Annotated in this window: 11 protein-coding genes; 7 read left to right on the top strand and 4 right to left on the bottom strand. The window is 68.2% G+C overall.

The window, feature by feature from the left end; translation table 11 throughout:
• Nucleotides 1–20 precede the first annotated feature (20 nt).
• Entirely contained in the window at nt 21–1,775 is a 1,755-nt protein-coding gene (locus tag FS787_RS17410; RefSeq protein ID WP_144674413.1) for a phospho-sugar mutase, read from the top strand.
• A gap of 30 nt (nt 1,776–1,805) precedes the next feature.
• Here FS787_RS17410 and nirD read toward each other — a convergent pair whose 3' ends face one another.
• The gene (nirD, locus tag FS787_RS17405; protein ID WP_144674411.1) at nt 1,806–2,183 is read right to left on the bottom strand and encodes a nitrite reductase small subunit NirD; all 378 of its coding nucleotides are present in this window, start codon (nt 2,181–2,183) and stop codon (nt 1,806–1,808) included.
• 270 nt (nt 2,184–2,453) lie between these two features.
• Between nirD and nirB the strand changes: the two genes are divergently transcribed.
• The 6 genes from nirB to FS787_RS17375 all read left to right on the top strand — a co-directional run bounded on the left by nirB (nt 2,454) and on the right by FS787_RS17375 (nt 9,481).
• Nucleotides 2,454–5,150 (top strand): nitrite reductase large subunit NirB, encoded by a 2,697-nt coding sequence (gene nirB, locus FS787_RS17400; protein WP_144674408.1) that lies wholly within the window; start codon nt 2,454–2,456, stop codon nt 5,148–5,150.
• 2 nt (nt 5,151–5,152) lie between these two features.
• Nucleotides 5,153–6,187, top strand: a complete 1,035-nt coding sequence (cobA, locus tag FS787_RS17395; RefSeq protein ID WP_144674406.1) for a uroporphyrinogen-III C-methyltransferase — start codon at nt 5,153–5,155, stop codon at nt 6,185–6,187.
• A gap of 77 nt (nt 6,188–6,264) precedes the next feature.
• On the top strand, nt 6,265–7,371 hold the full coding sequence (locus FS787_RS17390) for a uroporphyrinogen-III synthase (RefSeq protein ID WP_144674514.1): 1,107 nt from the start codon (nt 6,265–6,267) through the stop codon (nt 7,369–7,371).
• Nucleotides 7,372–7,520: 149 nt separating this feature from the next.
• Complete coding sequence (locus FS787_RS17385) at nt 7,521–8,390, top strand: FAD-dependent oxidoreductase (RefSeq protein WP_144674404.1); 870 nt, start codon at nt 7,521–7,523, stop codon at nt 8,388–8,390.
• An 86-nt stretch (nt 8,391–8,476) separates the two neighbouring features.
• Nucleotides 8,477–9,196 carry a deoxyribose-phosphate aldolase gene (deoC, locus tag FS787_RS17380; RefSeq protein WP_144674402.1) on the top strand — a complete coding sequence of 240 codons (720 nt, stop codon included), beginning with the start codon at nt 8,477–8,479 and terminating at the stop codon, nt 9,194–9,196.
• Nucleotides 9,197–9,250: 54 nt separating this feature from the next.
• Nucleotides 9,251–9,481: a hypothetical protein gene (locus FS787_RS17375; RefSeq protein WP_144674400.1), complete on the top strand. Its 231-nt coding sequence runs from the start codon at nt 9,251–9,253 to the stop codon at nt 9,479–9,481.
• 72 nt (nt 9,482–9,553) lie between these two features.
• On the opposite strand, the gene FS787_RS17370 is transcribed toward FS787_RS17375, so the two are convergent.
• From FS787_RS17370 to FS787_RS17360, 3 genes are all read right to left on the bottom strand, one after another.
• On the bottom strand, nt 9,554–10,384 hold the full coding sequence (locus tag FS787_RS17370) for a metal-dependent hydrolase (RefSeq protein ID WP_144674398.1): 831 nt from the start codon (nt 10,382–10,384) through the stop codon (nt 9,554–9,556).
• A 6-nt stretch (nt 10,385–10,390) separates the two neighbouring features.
• Complete coding sequence (gene mfd / locus FS787_RS17365) at nt 10,391–14,089, bottom strand: transcription-repair coupling factor (protein WP_144674396.1); 3,699 nt, start codon at nt 14,087–14,089, stop codon at nt 10,391–10,393.
• A 167-nt stretch (nt 14,090–14,256) separates the two neighbouring features.
• Nucleotides 14,257–19,179 carry a peroxidase family protein gene (locus tag FS787_RS17360; protein WP_260982625.1) on the bottom strand — a complete coding sequence of 1,641 codons (4,923 nt, stop codon included), beginning with the start codon at nt 19,177–19,179 and terminating at the stop codon, nt 14,257–14,259.
• Between the last annotated feature and the right edge of the window lie 254 nt (nt 19,180–19,433).

Here is a 19,433-nt window from a genome sequence, read left to right as displayed (position 1 = left end):
TTGGCGCTAGTTTGGTTCCTATGACGTCTTCTGATGCCGAACTCACCCGCCTGCTGAGCGAAGCCCGCGCCTGGGCCGCCCAGGACCCGGATCCCGCCACCGCCGCCACCCTGACCGAGTTGGTCCGGCTGGCCGACGGCGGCTCCGCCGCGGCCCGCCAGGAGCTCACCGACAGCTTCAGCGGAACCCTGCAGTTCGGTACCGCAGGCCTCCGGGCCGCGCTCGGCCCGGGCCCCAACCGGATGAACCGCGCGGTGGTGCGCCGCGCCGCCGCCGGGTTCACCGCCTTCCTGACGGACGCCGTCGCCCAAGCCGCCCCCGGAACCCGGCCGCGCGCCGTCGTCGGCTTCGATGCCCGCTACAACTCGGACATCTTTGCGGAAGAAACCGCCGCGATCCTCACCGCCGCCGGCGTCGAGACGTTCCTGATGCCGTCCGCTTTGCCCACACCGCTGCTCGCCTACGCCGTGCGGGCGCTGGAGTGCGACGGCGGCGTGATGGTCACGGCCAGCCACAACCCGCCCCAGGACAACGGCTACAAGGTCTACCTGGGCCGGCACGCCGTCGAGGAGAGCGGATGCGGCGCGCAGATCGTGGCGCCGTACGACGCCCTGATCGCCGCCAGGATCGAAGCCGCCGGCGAGCTGTCCGGCATCGCCCTGGCCACGGAGGGGTGGACCACCCTGGATCCGTCCATCGCGGCCGAGTATCAGGCCGCCATCGCGGCGCTGGCCGTCCCGGAGCACTTCCCGGCCCGCGACCTCAAAATCGTCCTGACCCCCATGCACGGCGTGGGCGGCGGGACCGCAGTGGCGGTGCTCAACGCCGCCGGCTTTGCCGACGTCACGTTGGTGAGCGAACAGGCCGAACCGGACCCCGACTTCCCCACGGTGGCCTTCCCGAACCCGGAAGAGCCCGGGGCCCTGGACCTGGCCCTCGAAACCGCCGTCCGCGTGGACGCTGACATCGTGATCGCCAACGACCCCGACGCCGACCGCGCCGCGGTGGCCGCGAAGGATCCGGACACCGGCGCCTGGCGCATGCTGCGCGGCGACGAGGTGGGCGCCCTACTGGGCGCGCACATCGTGGCGCGGCTGGCGGCCGGCGGCACCGGCACCGCCGGAGAAAACACAGCCGGCGTGTTCGCGAATTCCATCGTGTCCTCGCGGCTGCTGGCGCGGATCGCTGCGGCGGCGGGCTATGCCCATGAGGAAACCCTCACCGGCTTCAAGTGGATCGCCCGTGTTCCCGGGCTGCTCTACGGCTACGAGGAGGCGCTGGGTTACTGTGTGGCCCCCTCCCTGGTCCGGGACAAGGACGGGATCTCCGCCGCCGTGCTGATCGCGGAATGCGCGGCAGCGGCCAAAGCCGGGGGCAAAACGATCTTCGACACCCTCGACGAGCTGTACCTGGTTCACGGACTGCATGCGAGTGACCAACTCAGCATCCGGGTCGCTGACCTGGGCCTGCTGGACGCCATGATGAACCGGCTGCGCGTCAGCCCGCCGGAATCCTTTGGCGGCTCCGCCGTGGAAACCGCCACGGACCTCGCCGTGGGCAGCGCCCAGTTGCCGCCCACCGACGGCCTGCTGTACCTCACGAAAGACGGCAGCCGCATCATCATCCGTCCCAGCGGAACCGAGCCCAAGCTCAAGTGCTACCTCGAGGTCATCCGCAACGTCGGCTCGGCCGCCGAACTGCCGGAGGCTCGGCACGAGGCGCGCGCCGCGCTGGACGCCGTCCTGGCTGACGTCCGTGAGGCGCTGGGGCTGTAGCCGGGCCTGTACCTTCCGGCGCGTCGGCTCCTAGAGCTCGACCTCAATGTACCCGCCCACAATCCGGGTACCGAAGGTTTGGAGCCGGAGTTCCGGGGCGCCCAGGCACTCCCCCGTCCCAAGGTCATAGACCTCCTTGTGCAGCGGCGAAGCGAGCGTCGGGCGGGAGCCGCGGGATCCGGTAATGCCGCGGGCCATCACGTACGCCCCGGTGGCCGGATCCTCCTGGGCAACGGCGTAGACCTCACCGGGCACCGTGCGGAACAACGCCACCTGGCGGCCGGCAATCAGCGCGGCCTCACCCCAGGCCGGCTCCAGATCCTCCACGGCGCACACGCGGTGCCAGCCGGTCCCATGGCTGGGGTGTTCCACAAAGCTCCGTGCTGCGCTCTCAAGTACGGCAGTCATTCCGGCCCCTTTCCGATACATCTCTCACGGGCCCAGGCGCTCCTGCGGCCACATACCCAAAGCTAGGTCCGCGGTGTTTCAACGGCATGCAGTGAATGTGTCCGGCGGGTAAAAGAGACCTCACGCGGCCCGAAACGCGTCCGTGATGCAGAAGTTAAGATCACGAAACATAAGTGAAACTGAAGCGAAACTGCGCTTGCCTAGTCTGGCTGGACACCTCGATTGAGAAGGCTGCAGAGCACCGACTGCGGCCACTGCGAAAGGCCCACCGTGACCGGACAGACTTCAAGCCACCAGAACCAGGGCGCAGGGCGCACGCCAACACCGCGCCGCGTTGTGGTTGCCGGCGGCGGCCCGGCCGCCCACCGTTTCGCCGACGCCATGCAGGCCCGGGGCCTCGACGGCTGGCACGTCACCGTCCTCACCGAAGAAGCGCACCTCCCCTACGACCGGGTCGCGCTGAGCAAAGCCCTCACCGACGCCGACGTCGACCTCACGCTGGGCACCGCCTCGATGTGGGACCACGAATCACTCTCCCTGCAGACCGGCGAGCGCGTCACCGGCATCGACACTGCCGGCAGGACCGTGACCACGGCGGCCGGCACCGTGTACCCGTACGACGAACTGGTGGTCGCTACCGGCTCCGACGCCGCCCGCCTGCCGATCCCCGGCTCCGAACTCACCCACGTCTACCGCACGCTGGAAGATGTCCGGGCCATCAACAAGGCCATCACGGATCTGACGGAGAAGCTGGGCCGCAAGGTCAACGCCGTCACCATCGGCGGCGGGCTGCTGGGCCTTGAATCCGCGGCAGGCACCGAGCAGCTCGGCGCCACCCCGATTGTCATCAACGGCTCCCCCTGGCTCATGAACACCCAGCTGGACGAGGGCGCGGGCCAGGCCCTGGGCCGCCTGATCGAGGCCAAGGGGTTCACCGTCCACGGCGGAGTGTTCCCCTCCGAGGTCCTCTCCGACGACGACGGCCAGGTCACCGGCGTGCTCATGGCCGACGGCCGCATCATCGACGCCGATCTGGTGATCGTCGCGATCGGCGTCAAACCCCGCGACGAGTTGTTCCGCGCCGCCAACGAGACGGCACCCCTGTTCGACCTCGGTCCGCGCGGCGGCGTGGTCATCTCCGACGGCTGCGAAACACAGGTCCCCGGCATCTGGGCCATCGGCGAGGTCGCCAACTTCGGCGGCATGTGCCTGGGCCTCGTGGCACCCGCCAACACCATGGCGGAGATTGTCGCGGACCGGCTGCACGGCGGCGACGCGACCTTCCCCGGCTTTGACACCGCCACCAAGCTCAAGCTCTCCGGCGTCGACGTCGCCAGCTTCGGCGACGCCTTCGCCAGGACCGGGCACGCACTCGAAATCGTCTACGCCGACCCCGCCCGCGGCGTGTACCAGAAGATCGTCACCACGGACGACGCCAAGACGCTCCTGGGCGGCATTTTCGTCGGCGACGCGGCGCCCTACACCTCCCTGCGCCCCATGCTGGGACGCGAACTCGCCGCCGAACCCGGCGCCTACCTCACCGCGGCCGGCGGCGGAGACGCCGGGGTCGATGTGCTGGAGACCCAACTCCCGGACGACGCCATCCTCTGCTCCTGCAACAACGTGGCCGCCGGCAGCATCCGCGACGCCGTCAACGGCTGCGGCGCCTGTGAGGGCAACGCGCCGGTCCGGGAACTCGGCGAACTCAAGGGCTGCACGCGCGCCGGCACCAGCTGCGGTTCCTGCGTGCCGATGCTGAAGAAGCTGCTGGAAGGTGAACTGACCAAGTCCGGCGTCGAAGTTTCCAAGGCCCTCTGCGAGCACATCGCGCTGTCCCGCCAGGAACTCTTCGACGCCATCCGGGTCCTGGAGCTGACCTCCTTCGAGGAGATCATGGCCAGGTACGGCACCGGTTCCGGCTGCGACATCTGCAAGCCGACCATCGCGAACATCCTGGCCAGCCAGAACAGCGCCTACGTCCTGGACGCGGGCCGCGGCACCCTGCAGGACACCAACGACCGCGCCCTGGCCAACATGCAGAAGGACGGGACCTACTCGGTGGTGCCGCGCATCGCCGGCGGCGAGATCACGCCGAAGAAGCTCGGGGTGATCGCCGCCGTCGCCGAGCAGTACGGGCTCTACACCAAAATCACCGGCGGCCAGCGGATCGACATGTTCGGCGCCCGGCTGGAGCAGCTGCCGGAAATCTGGAAGCTGCTGGTGGACGCCGGCTTTGAATCCGGCCAGGCCTACGGCAAGAGCTTGCGCACCGTAAAGTCCTGCGTCGGCTCCACGTGGTGCCGTTTCGGGGTCCAGGACTCGGTGGCCATGGCCATCCGGCTTGAACTGCGCTACCGCGGCCTCCGCAGCCCGCACAAGCTGAAGATGGGCGTCTCCGGCTGCGCCCGCGAATGCGCGGAGGCCCGGGGCAAGGATGTGGGCGTGATCGCCACCGCGGACGGCTGGAACCTGTACGTCGGCGGTAACGGCGGCGCCACCCCGGCCCACGCCCAGCTGCTGGCCAAGGACCTCGACGATGAAACCCTGATCAGGTACATCGACCGCTACTTTATGTACTACATCCGCACCGCCGACCGCCTGCAGCGCACCGCGCGCTGGCAGGAGGAGCTCGACGGCGGCATCAAACACGTCGAGGACGTGGTGGTGCACGACACCCTGGGCATCGCCGCGGACCTCGAGGCCGCCATGGCCAAGCATGTGGACACCTACGTCGACGAATGGGCCGATACCCTCAAGGATCCCGAGCGCCTGCGCCGGTTCCGCTCCTTTGTGAACGCCCCGGACCAGAAGGACGATTCCATCACGTTCGTCTCCGACGACCGGGGCCAGATGCGCCCGGCCACGGCCGAAGAAAAGGCGCTGGCCCTCCAGCAACCCGTGCTGATCGGCTCTTCGATTCCGGTCCGTGCCACGGCCCCGGAACTGCTCGACAAGAACGAGGTATAGCCATGCAGCTCAGCATCGATCTCACCGGACGCGAAGTCCTCGTCACCGGCTCGGACGCCGCCTCACACCAGGCGGTCCGCCGCTACCGGGCCGCTGGCGCCGTGGTCTCCCGGCTGAGCAGCCCGGCCGGTGCCCGGCATGACGGTCCGCTGCCGGAGCGCCCCTTCCTGGTCGCCGCGGTCGACGACGGCCAGCCCGGCTGGGAAGCCCTGCTGGACCGCTGCCGTGAAACCGGCATCCCGGTCGCCGCGGAACCCGCCGCCGGGCCCGCCGGCCAGGTCACCCTGGTCGGCGGCGGACCGGGCACCTCCGAGCTGCTGACCGTCGCCGCCGTCAACGCCCTGCGTGACGCCGACGTGGTCTTCTACGACCGGCTGGCCCCGTACCAGGAACTGCCCGCGCTGAGCACGGCCGAACTGGTGGATGTGGGCAAACGCCCCGGGCACCACCCGGTCAGCCAGTCCGGCATCGAGGATCTTATGGTGGAAGCCGCCCTGGCCGGGAAGAACGTGGTCCGGCTCAAGGGGGGTGACCCGTACGTGTTCGGCCGCGGCGGCGAGGAAGTGGCCGCCTGTGTAAAGGCGGGAGTTCCCGTCCGGGTGATCTCCGGTGTCACCAGCGCCATCTCCGTCCCGGCCGCGGCCGGGATCCCGGTGACGCACCGCGAGGTCAGCCACATGTTCACCGTGGTCTCCGGCCACGCCCCGCTGACCGACAAGGAACACACGCACCTGGCGGGGCTGGGCGGGACGATCGTGGTGCTGATGGGCATCGGCACCCTGCGCCAGCTCGCCGCCGGCCTGCGCCGGGCGGGAATGCGCGAGGACATGCCGATGGCCGTCGTCGAGCGCGGCTACCGCCCCGGCCAGCGGACCACGATCGCCGAGCTGGGCACTATTACGACGGCGGCCGCGGACTGCTCCAACCCGGCCGTGCTGGTGATCGGTGACGTCGTCCGGGTGGCCGAGGCCAACCGGGGCTGCGCGGAGGCCGAAGCCGAGCTCGACCGCCTGGCTGCTTCCCTGATGGGGGCGTGAGGGCCGTGAGCGCGCTCAACGCCATCACCCCGGCGCTGCCCGGCACTGGACCAGTACCCGCAACCGCCGTCGAAACCATGCCGGAGGCCGCGGAGCTGCCGCTGGAGGGCTTCCGGATCGGCGTGACATCGCACCGCCGCTCCCAGGACCTGATCGAGGCCCTGGAACGGCGCGGCGCCGAGGTGCTGCACGCCCCGGCGCTGAAGATCGCCCCGGTCCAGGAGGACCTGAGCCTGATCGAGGACACGCGGGCCATCATCGCCGCACGCCCTGAGCTGTGCATCGCCACCACCGCCTACGGCATGCGGCGCTGGTGCGAGGCTGCGGACACCTTCGGGATCGGCGAGCAGCTGCTGGAAACCCTCGGCGCCACCCGGATGTTCGTCCGCGGGCCCAAGGCCCGCGGCGCCGTCCGCGCGGCCGGACTGGCCGACGTCGGGATCAGCAGCGACGAAACCACCGCCACGCTGGTGGACATGCTCCTCGCCGAGGGTGTGCGCGGCAAGACCGTCGCCGTGCAGCTGCACGGCTACACCGACGTCCGGCAGCTCGAACGCCTCCGGATGTCCGGGGCAACGGTCCTGACAGTGACGCCGTACCGCTGGGTCAAGCCCGACGGCGCGGACCGGCTGCCGCGGCTGATCGAGGCCGCCTGCAGCGGGAACCTGGACGTGCTGACGTTCACCAGCGCCCCCGCGGTGGACGCGATGTGGAGCACCGCGCACGAGATGGGCCTGTACAAACAACTGGTGGAGAGCCTCAAGACCACCGTGGCCACCGCCGTCGTCGGCCCCATCACGGCGCAGCCGCTCATAGATGCAGGCCTCCAGCCGCTGGTCCCGGACCGGTTCCGGATGGGTGCCCTGATCCGGCTGGTCGTGGAGCACCTGGCCCTGAACCACGTCCGCCGCCTGGAGACGGCCTCGGGCCGGGTGGAACTGCGTGGCCGGTCGCTGCGGATCGACGGCGAGGCCGTGGAACTGGCCCCGGCGCCGCTGTTGCTGCTGCGCGCGCTGCTGGGCGCGGGCGGTGCCGTGCTGTCCCGGGAGTCGCTGTCCGAGCTGCTGGAGCTCCGCGGGTCCGTCCATGCCCTGGACATGACGGTCAGCCGGCTGCGTTCCGCTCTGCCGGACGGCCGGCTGGTGGAAACCGTGGTGAAGCGCGGCTACCGGATCCGGGTGTGACCCACGCCATTACTGGCCGGTAAACATTGGCGAACGGGCGGCGAAAATCCTGCAACACCGGGGAAACACGCCGGAAAGATCAGCCGCCTACGCTGGGGACCATCAAGCAGTCAGGCCACACCACGGGCCACCAGCGAAAGGGCCTCACCATGTCCGCCACCTCCACCGTTTCAGCCGACTCCACCGACTCCGCAGCCCGGCCCCGGATCGTCATCGCCGGGGCCGGTCCGGCCGCGCGGGCCCTCGTCCGCGAACTCACCCGGACCCCTTTCGCTGGCGGCATCACGGTGCTCAGCAACCGGGATGACGCGCCCGATGAGCTCCTGGAGATCGCCGCACTCCCGCAGGTCTCCGTCCGCTTCGGCCAGCCGGCCAGCTATATCGACCCGGACAGCCGCTATGTCACGACGGCGGACGGCCTGGAATTCAGCTACGACCAGCTGGTCATCGCTACCGGGTCCTCCCCCGCCGGCGCCCCGCTGGCAGGGGAAGGCCGGTGCCTGAACTACGCCACCATCGACGACGCCGCCCTGCTGGGCGAGGCCGTCAAGGACGTCACCCGGGTCCTTGGCCGGCGCCCGCTGGGCATCCTGGTGGGCACCGGAACGGCGGCCGGTCAGGCCGAGGCCGTGCTGCGGGCCCGCGGCGTCCGCCCCATCCGCACCACGCAGCGGCCGGCCGCCGTCGTTCCCACCCTCGCCGGCTCCGCCCTCGCGGCCGCCGGGGTGGTGTTCGAGGACGGCTCCAGCATGGCCGGGGATCTGGTGGTCCTGGCCGATGAACCGATTGCCCGGGACGCCCTCGCCGTCAGCGCCGGGCTGAAGACCGCCCGGCAGGGCGGGATCGTGGTCGGCCGCGACTTCCGCACCTCCGTCCCGGGGATCTGGGCCATCGGGGATGCCGCCGTGTTCGACGGCGTCCGCCTGGGACTGCTGGTGGCTGCCTCATCCGCAGCGTCTGTCTGCGCCTCCCAGCTGCTCCAGGCCGGGCTGGCGGAGCCCCTCGCGGAGGCCGCCTGAGACCTGGCGGCCGCCCTCCGGGCGGTCCCGGCGCGGCAGGCCCGTTGTGGCAAGATAGACACCTGAGAAGCCACGAAGGGACCACCATGAGCAACGAAGCCGCCGCGACCGGGCGTAGCGCCACCTCCGAACCCACCGGCAATATTGCCTCCTACATCGACCACACCCTGCTCAAGCCTGAAGCCAGCGAGGCCGAGGTCCTGAAGGTGTGCGCTGAGGCGGCCGAGTACCGCTTCAAGTCCGTGTGCGTGAACCCGGTCTGGGTCAAGACGGTCAAGAAGGCGCTGAAGGGATCCGGCGTGCTGACGTGTTCGGTTGTGGGCTTCCCGCTGGGCGCCACGCCGAGTGACGTCAAGGCTTTTGAGGCCCGCGGCGCCGTACTGGACGGTGCCGAGGAAGTTGACATGGTGATCAACATTGCCGCGGCCCGGGCCAACGACAAGGGCGCCCTGGTGGATGACATCACCGCCGTCGCCGACGCCGTGCACGAGGGCGGCGCCATCCTGAAGGTCATCATCGAAACGGCGCTGCTGGATGACGCCCAGAAGGTGCTGGCCTGCGAAGCCGCGGTGGAAGCGGGCGCCGATTTCGTCAAGACCTCTACCGGCTTCAACGGCGGCGGAGCCACCGCCGACGACGTCGCGCTGATGCGCCGCACCGTGGGCCCGGACCTGGGCGTCAAGGCCTCCGGCGGGGTACGATCGCTCGCCGACGCACAGGCTATGATTGCTGCAGGTGCAACACGTATTGGCGCCAGCTCCGGCATCGCGATCGTCAAGGGTGAACAGGGTTCCTCCGCGTACTGACCGCTATCCGGCAGCAGCCACAGTTTTGAGCCCCACGGGGCCGAGGAGGAATGAATGTCCAGCAAGACCACCACCGCCACGACGCCGCAGAACGAGAACAGCCTCGGCTCCAGCATCATCCTGTTCGCCCTGATGATGGTCCTCTTCCTGGCTTCCATCTACTCGCTGAGCTTCCTGACGCTGGGCAACCCGTGGCCGATGGCCGCCTGCCTGGGCCTGTTCGCCCTGGCCTTCTGGATTCCGCAGACCATCACCGGCCGCTCGGACTCCGCAGGCGAATTCTAAGCACCAGATACTTTAAATGACTGAAGCCCCGGATTTCCGGGGCTTCAGTCGTTTAGGCGGGTATCTAAAGGGCTACGCCGCGGCCAGCAGAGCGAACAGGCCGTTGATCAGCCCGGTCCCCAGGGCGACGGCGGCGGGCCAGTGCACCTTGGCCAGCGCCAGCGCCGCGCCGAACATACCGACCATCGCGTAGGCGCTGACGGGGATCAGGACGAACCATTCCCGCCGCGAGCCGGCACGCCCCAGCAGCGGGATGGAGAACGCCCCGTTGGCTTTCCAGACGTTCCTGAGCAGCGGCAGTTTCCGCAGCAGCTTCGGCGGCTTGATCACGATGGGCCACAGCAGCGGCACTCCCCCGGTGGTGATCATGTCCCCGACGATGTGGACCAAAACCCCGGTCAGCATCGAGACCGGCAGCCAGGTCCACTGATCGGGCGCGAACCAGGTCACCAGCCCTGCCATGGTGAGGGCGAAGACCCAGTTGCTGATCCAGCCGTACTTCGGGAACAGCTTGAGGGCCTTCGCGGCGATGTTGATCATGAACATGCACAGCAGCCCGGCGCCCACGGACAGCAGCCCCCAGTCCGTCTGCAGCTGGAACTGCCCGGCCAGCGCCGCGAGCAGCACAAAGAACGCCGCACCCAGCAGGGAGTGTGTGCCCTGCCGGTGCCCGCCGGAGACGTTTTCGATCCCGACGGCGATCACGTTCGACAGCGGCGGCAGCGCATGCGCCACGGTGCTGGAGCGGTGGTCCCAGTCGCAGACCAGGGCCGTTCCCGCCGTCGCCATCCCGCCGATCACAATCCCGGTCGCGTCGAGCGGATACCAGCCCAGCGTGTACGGCCCCGTCGAGGCAATAGCCACCCACGCCGCGGCTCCCGACGCGGCGTGGTGTCCTCCCATCAACGGTTAGCTCCCCGTCGGGGAGACGGGTACCGCGGCGTCGGAGAAGATGTTGCGGATGACGCCGTTGGCCCATTCGAGGATCTCGGCGTCCTGCAGGTCGCGGCCGCCGATCCTGGCGGTCTTGGGCTTCGGGATGAGCACCGCGTCCAGGGCGGGCTTGGACTGCGAGCCGGAGTACATCCGGGTGAGCCGCATGAGTTTGGACTCCGGCAGCTGCGCCGGGGAGAACTTGATGAAGTTGCCCTGCAGCGCGACGTCACTGAGCCCGGCTTCGCGGGCGCCCACCCGGAAGCGGGCGACGTCGATCAGGTTCTTCGCGGGCAGCGGCAGTTCGCCGTAGCGGTCCACGAGTTCGGCGAGCACCTCCTCGATCGCCTCGTAGCTGATGGCCGAGGCGAGCTTGCGGTAGGCCTCGAGGCGGAGCCGTTCGCCCGGGACGTAGTCGTGCGGCAGGTGCGCGTTGACCGGCAGCTCGATCTTCATTTCCGCGGCCTTCTCCTCAGCGTCTCCCCGGTACTCCGAGACGGCCTCGCCCACCAGACGGATGTAGAGGTCAAAGCCGACGCCCTGGATGTGGCCGGACTGCTCGCCGCCCAGCAGGTTGCCGGCACCGCGGATCTCGAGGTCCTTCATGGCCAGCTGCATCCCGGCGCCGAGCTCGTTGTGGGTGGCCACGGCTTTGAGCCGTTCCAGCGCCACTTCGCCCAGCGGCTTCTCCGAGGGGTACAGGAAGTAGGCGTAGGCGCGTTCGCGGCCGCGGCCCACGCGTCCGCGCAGCTGGTGCAGCTGGGAGAGCCCGTACTTGTCCGCCCCGTCCACGATCAGGGTGTTGGCGTTGGAAATGTCCAGTCCGGTCTCGATGATGGTGGTGCAGACCAGGACGTCGAAGCGCTTTTCCCAGAAGTCCACGATGATCTGCTCCAGCCGGCTCTCGGACATCTGCCCGTGTGCCACCTCCACTCGGGCTTCCGGCACGAGCTCCCGGATCTTCGCGGCGGTGCGGTCGATCGTGGAGACCCTGTTGTGCACGAAGAACACCTGGCCCTCGCGCATGAGTTCGCGGCGGATCGCGGCGGACGTCTGCTTGTCCGTGTACGGGCCCACATAGGTCAGCACCGGGTGCCGTTCCTCCGGCGGGGTGGCCAGGGTGGAGGTCTCGCGGATGCCGGTCAGCGACATCTCCAGGGTGCGCGGGATCGGGGTGGCGCTCATCGCCAGGACGTCCACGTTGGTGCGCATCTTCTTCAGCGCCTCCTTGTGCTCGACGCCGAAACGCTGCTCCTCGTCCACGATCACCAGGCCGAGGTCCTTGAACCCGAAGTCCTTGGACAGCAGCCGGTGCGTGCCGATCACCACATCCACGGAACCGGCCTTGACCCCCTCGGCGGTCTCCTTGGCCTCCTTGCCGCTCTGGAAGCGGGACAGCGGCTTGACCACCAGCGGGAACCCGGAGAACCGTTCCGTGAACGTCTCGTAGTGCTGCTGGGCCAGCAGGGTGGTCGGCACCAGCACGGCGACCTGCTTGCCGTCCTGCACCGCTTTGAACGCTGCCCGGACCGCGATCTCGGTCTTGCCGTAGCCGACGTCGCCGGAGATCAGCCGGTCCATGGGGATTTCGCGCTCCATGTCCGCCTTGACCTCGTTGATGGTGGTCAGCTGGTCCGGGGTTTCCACATACGGGAATGCTTCCTCGAGCTCACGCTGCCACGGCGTGTCCGCGCCGAAGGCGTAGCCGCGGGAGGCCATCCGGGCCGAGTACAGCCGGATGAGTTCGCCGGCGATTTCCTTGACGGCCTTGCGCGCCTTGGACTTGGTGCTGGCCCAGTCCGCGCCGCCCATCTTGCTCAGCGCCGGCGTGTCCCCGCCGACGTAGCGGGTGACCTGGTCCAGCTGGTCGGTGGGCACAAAGAGCCGGTCGCCCGGGGCGCCGCGTTTGGACGGCGCGTATTCCAGGACCAGGTATTCGCGCACACCGTCCCCGCCACCAGCTACCTTTCGCTGGATCAGCTCCACGAACCGGCCGATGCCGTGCTGTTCGTGCACCACCGAGTCCCCGGCCACCAGCTGCAGCGGATCGACGGCGTTCCGGCGCTTCGAGGGCATCCGGCGCATGTCCTTGGTGGAACCGGCGGAGGTGCGGCCCAGCAGGTCAGCCTCGGTCAGCAGGGCCAGCTTGAGCGGCTCCAGGACAAAACCGCGTCCGACGGCGGCCGTGGTCACCTCGATCAGCCCGGCCTGGGGTTCGTCGTCGAGGGTGTCCACCCGGGCGCACGGGATGTCGTTGTCGTGGAAGAGTTCGGCGAGGCGCTGGGCGGGGCCGGGGCCTTCGGTGACGACGACGATGCGCCACTGCTCGCGCACGTGGGAGCCGATGAAGTCCATCATTTCGGCGACGTCGCCCTGGTAGCCGCGGGGTTCGCGGGCGTGGAGGTTGAGGACGTCGACGTCGGGCAGCAGTTCCTCGTCGGTGGCCAGCGAGGTGATGGACCACCAGGACACCTCGTGCGCGAGGGCTGCCGAGCGGGTTTCGGTGAGCGAGCGGAAGCTGGCCGAATGCAGGGCCGCCGACGCCGCTGAACCCAGGTCCAGAGGCGCGGTACCGCCGTCGGACGCCGTGGACCACGCCGCCTCGAGGAATTCCTCGTTCGTGGCGGCGAGGTCATGGGCGCGGGTCCGGACCTTCTCCGGTTCGATCACCACCGCCATGGAACCGGCCGGGAACTGGTCCAGGAACGGCACCATGGCGTCCACCAGCACCGGGGCCAGCGATTCCATGCCCTCCACGGCGATGCCGCCGGCGATCTTCTCCAGCATGTCCGCGGCGGCCGGAAGCTGCGACTTCAGCGTCGCTGCGCGAGACATCACGGAGGGGGTGATGAGGATTTCGCGGCACGGCGGGGCGTGCAGTTCGGTGGGGTGGTGCACGCCGGGCGCTGTCAGCGAGCGCTGGTCGGCGACGGCGAACCAGCGCATCTGGTCCACCTCGTCGCCAAAGAACTCCACCCGGATAGGGTGGTCCTCGGTGGGCGGGAAAACATCCAGCATGCCGCCGCGGACGGCGAATTCGCCGCGCCGGGTCACCATGTCCACCCGGGCGTAGGCGGCGTCCGCGAGGCTGCGGACCACATCGCTGAACGGAACCTCCTGGCCCACTGTCAGGGTGACCGGGACCAGCTCTCCCAGTCCCGCCACTATCGGCTGCATTACGGCGCGCACCGGGGCCACGACGACGCGCAGCGCGCCGCCCGTGGACGTTTCGGGGTGCGCAAGCCGGCGCAGCACCGACAGGCGCCGGCCCACCGTGTCCGAGCGCGGTGAAAGCCGTTCGTGCGGGAGGGTCTCCCAGCTGGGGAACTCGGCGACGGCGTCGGCGGGGAGGAACGCGCGCAGCGCTTCGGTGAGGTCCTCGGCTTCGCGGCCGGTGGCGGTGACTGCCAGGACGACCGGCGCGCGGCGGCTGCCGCTGCCCTCCGCTGTGCTGTCCGCATCCACAGTGTTTTCTGCTGTGTTATCCGCTAGCGCGGTTAGCCCGTCCGCCATTTCAGCGAGCAGCGCCGAGCGCAGGCCGGCGGGGGCGCTGATCTGGTAATCCTCGCTGCGCGCGGCGAACCCACGGGCGGCTTCGGCCCGGACGCGGGCAAAATTCCGGTCTTCGGTGAGGACACGGCGCAGACCGGTGAGTGAGGGGCCGTTGAGGCTCATGGCGGAAGCTCCTGGAGGGATCACGGGGATGCAGGCAACACGAATAGCCGAAATTCGCGAGAATCCCGGGTGCTCCCAGCCTACCGCCCCCGTCACGCCGGCGGCACGCACAAAGACAGGCCCCGGAAGTTCCGGGGCCTGTCTTTTATGCTGCTTGGAGAGTGCTGCTAGCCGAGGTACGCGCCCCTGGCGGGGGTGTAATTGATGTTCCCGCCCTGGAAGCGCTGGGTGCACCCCCCGCCGGCCAGGCCGCAGTTCTCGCCGGTGACGGGGTAGCCCAGCCGGCCGTTTTCATAGCCGAGGCTTCCCCACAGGGTCCGGATCGCACCCCATGTCGCCTGTGCTCCGGTGGCCGGCGACCAGTGGATGTCGCCGCCCTGGAACCGCTGGTAGCACCCGTTGTTCTTGATGCCACAGACCTCGCCACCTGTCGGGTAGCCCAGCTTGCCGTTCTCATAGCCGAGGCTTGCCCAACGGGTCTTGATGGCTCCATAGGTGGCCTGCGCCCCCGTGGCCGACGTCCAGTGGATGTCGCCGCCCTGGAACTTCTGGTAGCACCCGTTGTTCTTGATGCCGCAGACCTCGCCACCTGTCGGGTAGCCCAGCTTACCGTTCTCATAGCCGAGGCTTGCCCAACGGGTCTTGATGGCTCCGTACGTTGCCTGCGCCCCCGTGGCCGACGTCCAGTGGATGTCGCCGCCCTGGAACTTCTGGTAGCACCCGTTGTTCTTGATGCCGCAGACTTCGCCACCTGTCGGGTAGCCCAGCTTGCCGTTCTCGTAGCTGAGGCTTGCCCAACGGGTCTTGATGGCTCCGTAGGTTGCCTGCGCTCCGGTGGCCTGCGACCAGTGGATGTCGCCGCCCTGGAACTTCTGGTAGCAGCCGCCGTCCTTGATGCCACAGACCACCGGTCCGGTGGCTGCGCCCAGCTTCGGCGTAATGGCTGCCCGGGCAGCGATCAGAGGTGTCGCTATCGCAGCCGGACCGGTGAGCGCCGCAATGGGTGTCACCACATTCGATGCCGCGGACCGCGGGCTGGTGCCACCTGCATTGACTGCCTCAACCTGGAAGTTGTAGGCGGTGCCGTTGGTCAGGCCCACCACCACCAGGCTTGTTTCCGTGGCGGCGATCCCTTCGACGGTCCTGACATCGGTGGTACCGGTGCGGACCACGATGTTGATCGACTCGGCACCGTCAGGTGCCGCGAAGCTCACCGTCGCCGTGGTGTTGCCGCCAACTGCCGTGGGGGCAGCGGGGGCAGCGGGCGCCTCGACAACGACCGGGACAACGTCGATGGTCTGATCGGAGAACCGCAGCTTCTCAACGTTGGTGATCCGGTCGGTGCCATCTTCCGCCCTGCCGCCCACATGCTCCACGGTGGTGACGCCGTTGACGGTGGCGATGTCGTACTCGTCCATGGCCCCGGAGAACGCGGCCGTGTCAACATCGGCTTCGCCCGGGGTGGAGAGGATCTCCCGCACGATCTTCACGTTTCCGGGATCGATCCGGCCCGCCATGATGTCGGCCTGGATCTCGGTCAGGCTTGTTACGGTCCTGACCTGGGCACCCTGGTCGTCAACAACACTGAGCCGGACGTTGAGCCACTTGTCGCCGTCGATGATGTCATCGGCGCCGTTGCCCCAGATCTCGTCGCTGCCGGAGCCGCCGATGATGATGTTGCCGGCGCCGAATTCGGTGGCACCTGCAGGCAGCAGGCCCGCCAGTCCGTTGATCCGCGCAATGCCTGCCGCGTCCAGCGTGTTAGTCAGGCCTTCGACGTTGACCTCGGTGTTGGGAACGGACGGAACCTCGTCGTCGCCGCGGAGCACGTCATTCTTGTCCCAGCCCGACAGGGCCTCGACAAGGAGGAAGCGGTCCTTGAGGGCGTTCGGCCCGTCAACGATGATCTGGCGCATGTCCGAATCGGCCGCTTCGATCGAGCGGGCGTGTGTGACCCAGTCGAAGCCGAAGACACCGTGGTTGCGTTCGATGCCGGGGCCGGCGACCATCACGTCGTCGCCGCCTTCGGCGTCGTAGTCGTCTTCACCGGAATCACCGATCAGGACGTCGTGGCCCGGAGCGTTGATGTCGTCGAAGAACGGTGCGCCGCTGTCACCCTGCAGCAGATCGTTGGCGTTTCCGCCTTCCTGCCAGTCATCGCCGCCGCCGCCGAACACTGCGTCCGGTCCGTCGCCGGAGAGGACCAGGTCGTTGCCTTCACCAGCGAACGTTTCGTTGCCGTTGAGGCCGCCGTTGGAGAAGTCGTCGCCCTCACCGGACATGATGATGTCCAGGCCGGGTCCGGCGTCGATCGCGTCGTTGCCGGGTCCGCCCTTGAGGACGTCGTCACCATGGGAATCCGTGACCCGGTCGTTGCCATCACCGCCGAGCACGACGTCGGCGCCATCGCTGCCTTCGATGATGTCGTTACCGCCGTTGCCCCAGATGGTGTCATTGTCGATGCCGCCCCAGATCCGGTCTGCCTCCACCGCGGAATTCGCGGGCAGCGCGTCGTCCCGTCCGTTGAACGTGGACTGGGCGTTGAGCCCGGCACGGTCAACAGTGTTGCTGACGCGGTAACGGATGGTGCCGTCCGCCATCCGCATCAGGAGCGCGGATTCGTCGCAGGCCGAGGCCGGATCATCGGCCACCGAGTTGCCGGTGGTGGCGGTGATGTTGGCCATCTCGAACTCGCAGTCCGCGACGCCGAACACGTCAGCCTTGAGGGCCGATGCATCGGTGTTGCGCATGATGAGCTCGGAGAGGGAGTTGCCTTCCAGCTGGGTCCGCAGGTTCAGGCCCGAAGTGCGGGAAAGGTAGTACAGGCGGTCCCCGTCCTGGAGGTCCGTCATCTGGCGTTCAAAGATGTAGTTGAACGTTGAGCCCAGCAGTCCGCCGAAGAGGTTCTGGTACTCGGCGAGCCCGCCCACCCAGAGGTCGACGTTGTTCAGGCCGGTAGCCGCTGTCTCCCAGGCGCCCGTGCTGTTGACGAACTCGAAGGAGTCAGCCGGTGTGGCGGCGTCCGCCGTGTCCATATCGAACAGCCGCTGCGCAGCCGCCCGCTTGTCCACGATCGACGTTGCGGCCGTGATGGTCGGGTGCGTGCCGTAGGCGGCCATGAAGTTGACCACGGAATCCGGGTGCTTCAGGTTCTGGCCGAAATCCACCCAGCTGGTGTAGGGCTTCAGCGAGGACTCGCCGGTGCTCTTGAACAGCTGGGAGCGGAAGTTGTTCAGGGACGGGATGCCGGTGTCCCGGCCGCGGGCCAGGTTCAGCGAGGCAAGGTCCAGGGGCAGGCCCAGGACGTTGTTCCGCAGGGTGTCGGTCACGAACTCGTCGAGTTCCGCACCGACCTGGTCCGTCATGCCCATGGCGATGGCCCCTGCCGCCTGCTTGGGGTTCAGGTTCCCCGCCGTGCTGGCGTAGTAGGCCGTCGGGTTGAGGAAGGCATCCAGCAGCGGCATACCGATGTCGGTGCCGTTGTTGGTCTTCCGGTCAATCGTCTCGGTCAGCATCGAGTGCCCGAACCGGTAGGTGGCGTGGGCGAACTCCGCGTGGATCGCGGGGTCGATTCCGGTGTCCGACTGGGTGAACACGTTGAACGGGTTGATGGCCGGCTGGATCTTGCGCGCAAAGTCCTCGAAGACGATGTGCTGGTATTCCATCTCCGTGACATAGCGTGCGGCCTGGAACAGGCGTTCACCGTTCCACGCCCCGTTGGGGAGCTTCCACTCGTTCAGGTCGATGTTCTGGGTCGTGACCAGGTCCTGCATGTAGCCCACCAGCCGGTTGTGCTCCGAGTGGAACACCTGGTGGATTGCCGTCAGGCCGATGTTCTCGTTGACACGTCCGTCGCCGGCGATGAAGTGTGCCGCCAGCTGCTCGTTGTCGTACGTATTCGCAGTAGCCAGCGGCTGGGTGACCGGGTTAAGGTCACTGTCGCTGTCGGCCGTCAACGGAGCACCGGTCTGGGAGTTGAACGGTGCCGCGTTGTGTGCGATGTCGTCCAGGAAGGCGATCCCGATGCGCTTGACGTTGGCCGGCGGTGCCACCGGGGTGGTCAGGTTGCCTTCAACCCGGCCTGTGGCGGTCTCGTACTGCGGGAGGCCGTTGGGCCCGCGCAGGAAGCGGCCGTACTGGTCGGTGGCGATCTTGGGAATGTCGGCGATGTCATAGTCGGACAGGTCCAGGCCCAAGAGCTCCCGTGCCTGCTTCTCGACGTGCGCCCAGGTGGCCATACCGCCCGGTTCGCCCTCGATCAGTTCTCCGGTGGCAACCGGCTTGTTGCCGGCCAGCGTGTATTCGCGCAGGAACACCTGGTGTGCGGGATGGGACGCGTAGGTCTGGCTCTGGTCCACCCACGGTGAATCCGTGTTGGTGGCGTCCTGGATGTCGTCCGCGTTGCCGAGGATCCCGTCGGGACCGGCCTGGTTCTCAGACCGGTTCAGCAGCATGAAGTTCGTACGCCCGCCCGGCACGTAGAGCGGATCGTCCTCGGCCAGCGGCATCATGACGTAGTTCTTGGTCTTCTTCGTGAAATCCACGCCGTGATCGAAGAACTGCCCGAACAACGCGAACATGCCGTTGTAGGGCGGCGAGAGCCCGAAGTCGGTGGTGACGTTCGGGATGTCCAGGGTCTCACCCTCGGCAACACAGCCATCAGGGAGGCCCGCACCATCACAGGGCACCGCCGTCGGGCTGTCGTTCACCGTGCGGTGCGCCTTGCCGGAAGCGGCAACAGCGGCCGGGTTGGTGGCCGTCTGGTCCACAATCACATTGCTGACGAAGCGAGGGTTGCCGTCCGTGACGTTGGTATTCACCGACTTGTAGCCCGACCCGGTAGCCGGCGTACGCCACTCAGGATCCGAGAGGCGCGGGAAAGCCCTGCTTGCGGACCCGAAATGATTCTGGCCCTCTACCAGGTTGTTCTCCGTGCCGTCTACGGTGCGGAGGCCGTAGGGCAGCAGCGGGTTGGCAATCTGGTTCGGGCCGGAGCCCATCAGCGGTGCGCCCGGGACATCGTTGCCCTGGGCGTCTTCCTTGGTGGCGTGGTTCTCAGCGATCTTGATCTGTTTCAGAATGAACCGCATGTCACCGGCATTGAGCGTGAATCCTTGACCGGTCGGCGCCGCGGAAACCGCCGGCGCCAGGACAGTCGGGACAACCCCCACACTGAGCAGGAGAGCGAGGGCACCGGCCGCGAACTTGCGCGTGACACCTGGTGCCTTCCCTCTGACTTGGGGGTTGCCGACCCCCCCTCGGATCTTGCGATGTTTCGCCATGATGTATACCTCCATCGAGTCATACCGGCTCCCCCCTGAATGTGGTCGCTCGGTGCACTGGA

The organism is Arthrobacter sp. U41 (assembly GCF_007679325.1).
Classification (GTDB): Bacteria; Actinomycetota; Actinomycetes; order Actinomycetales; family Micrococcaceae; genus Arthrobacter.
This window is presented reverse-complemented; position numbering and strand designations above follow the sequence as displayed.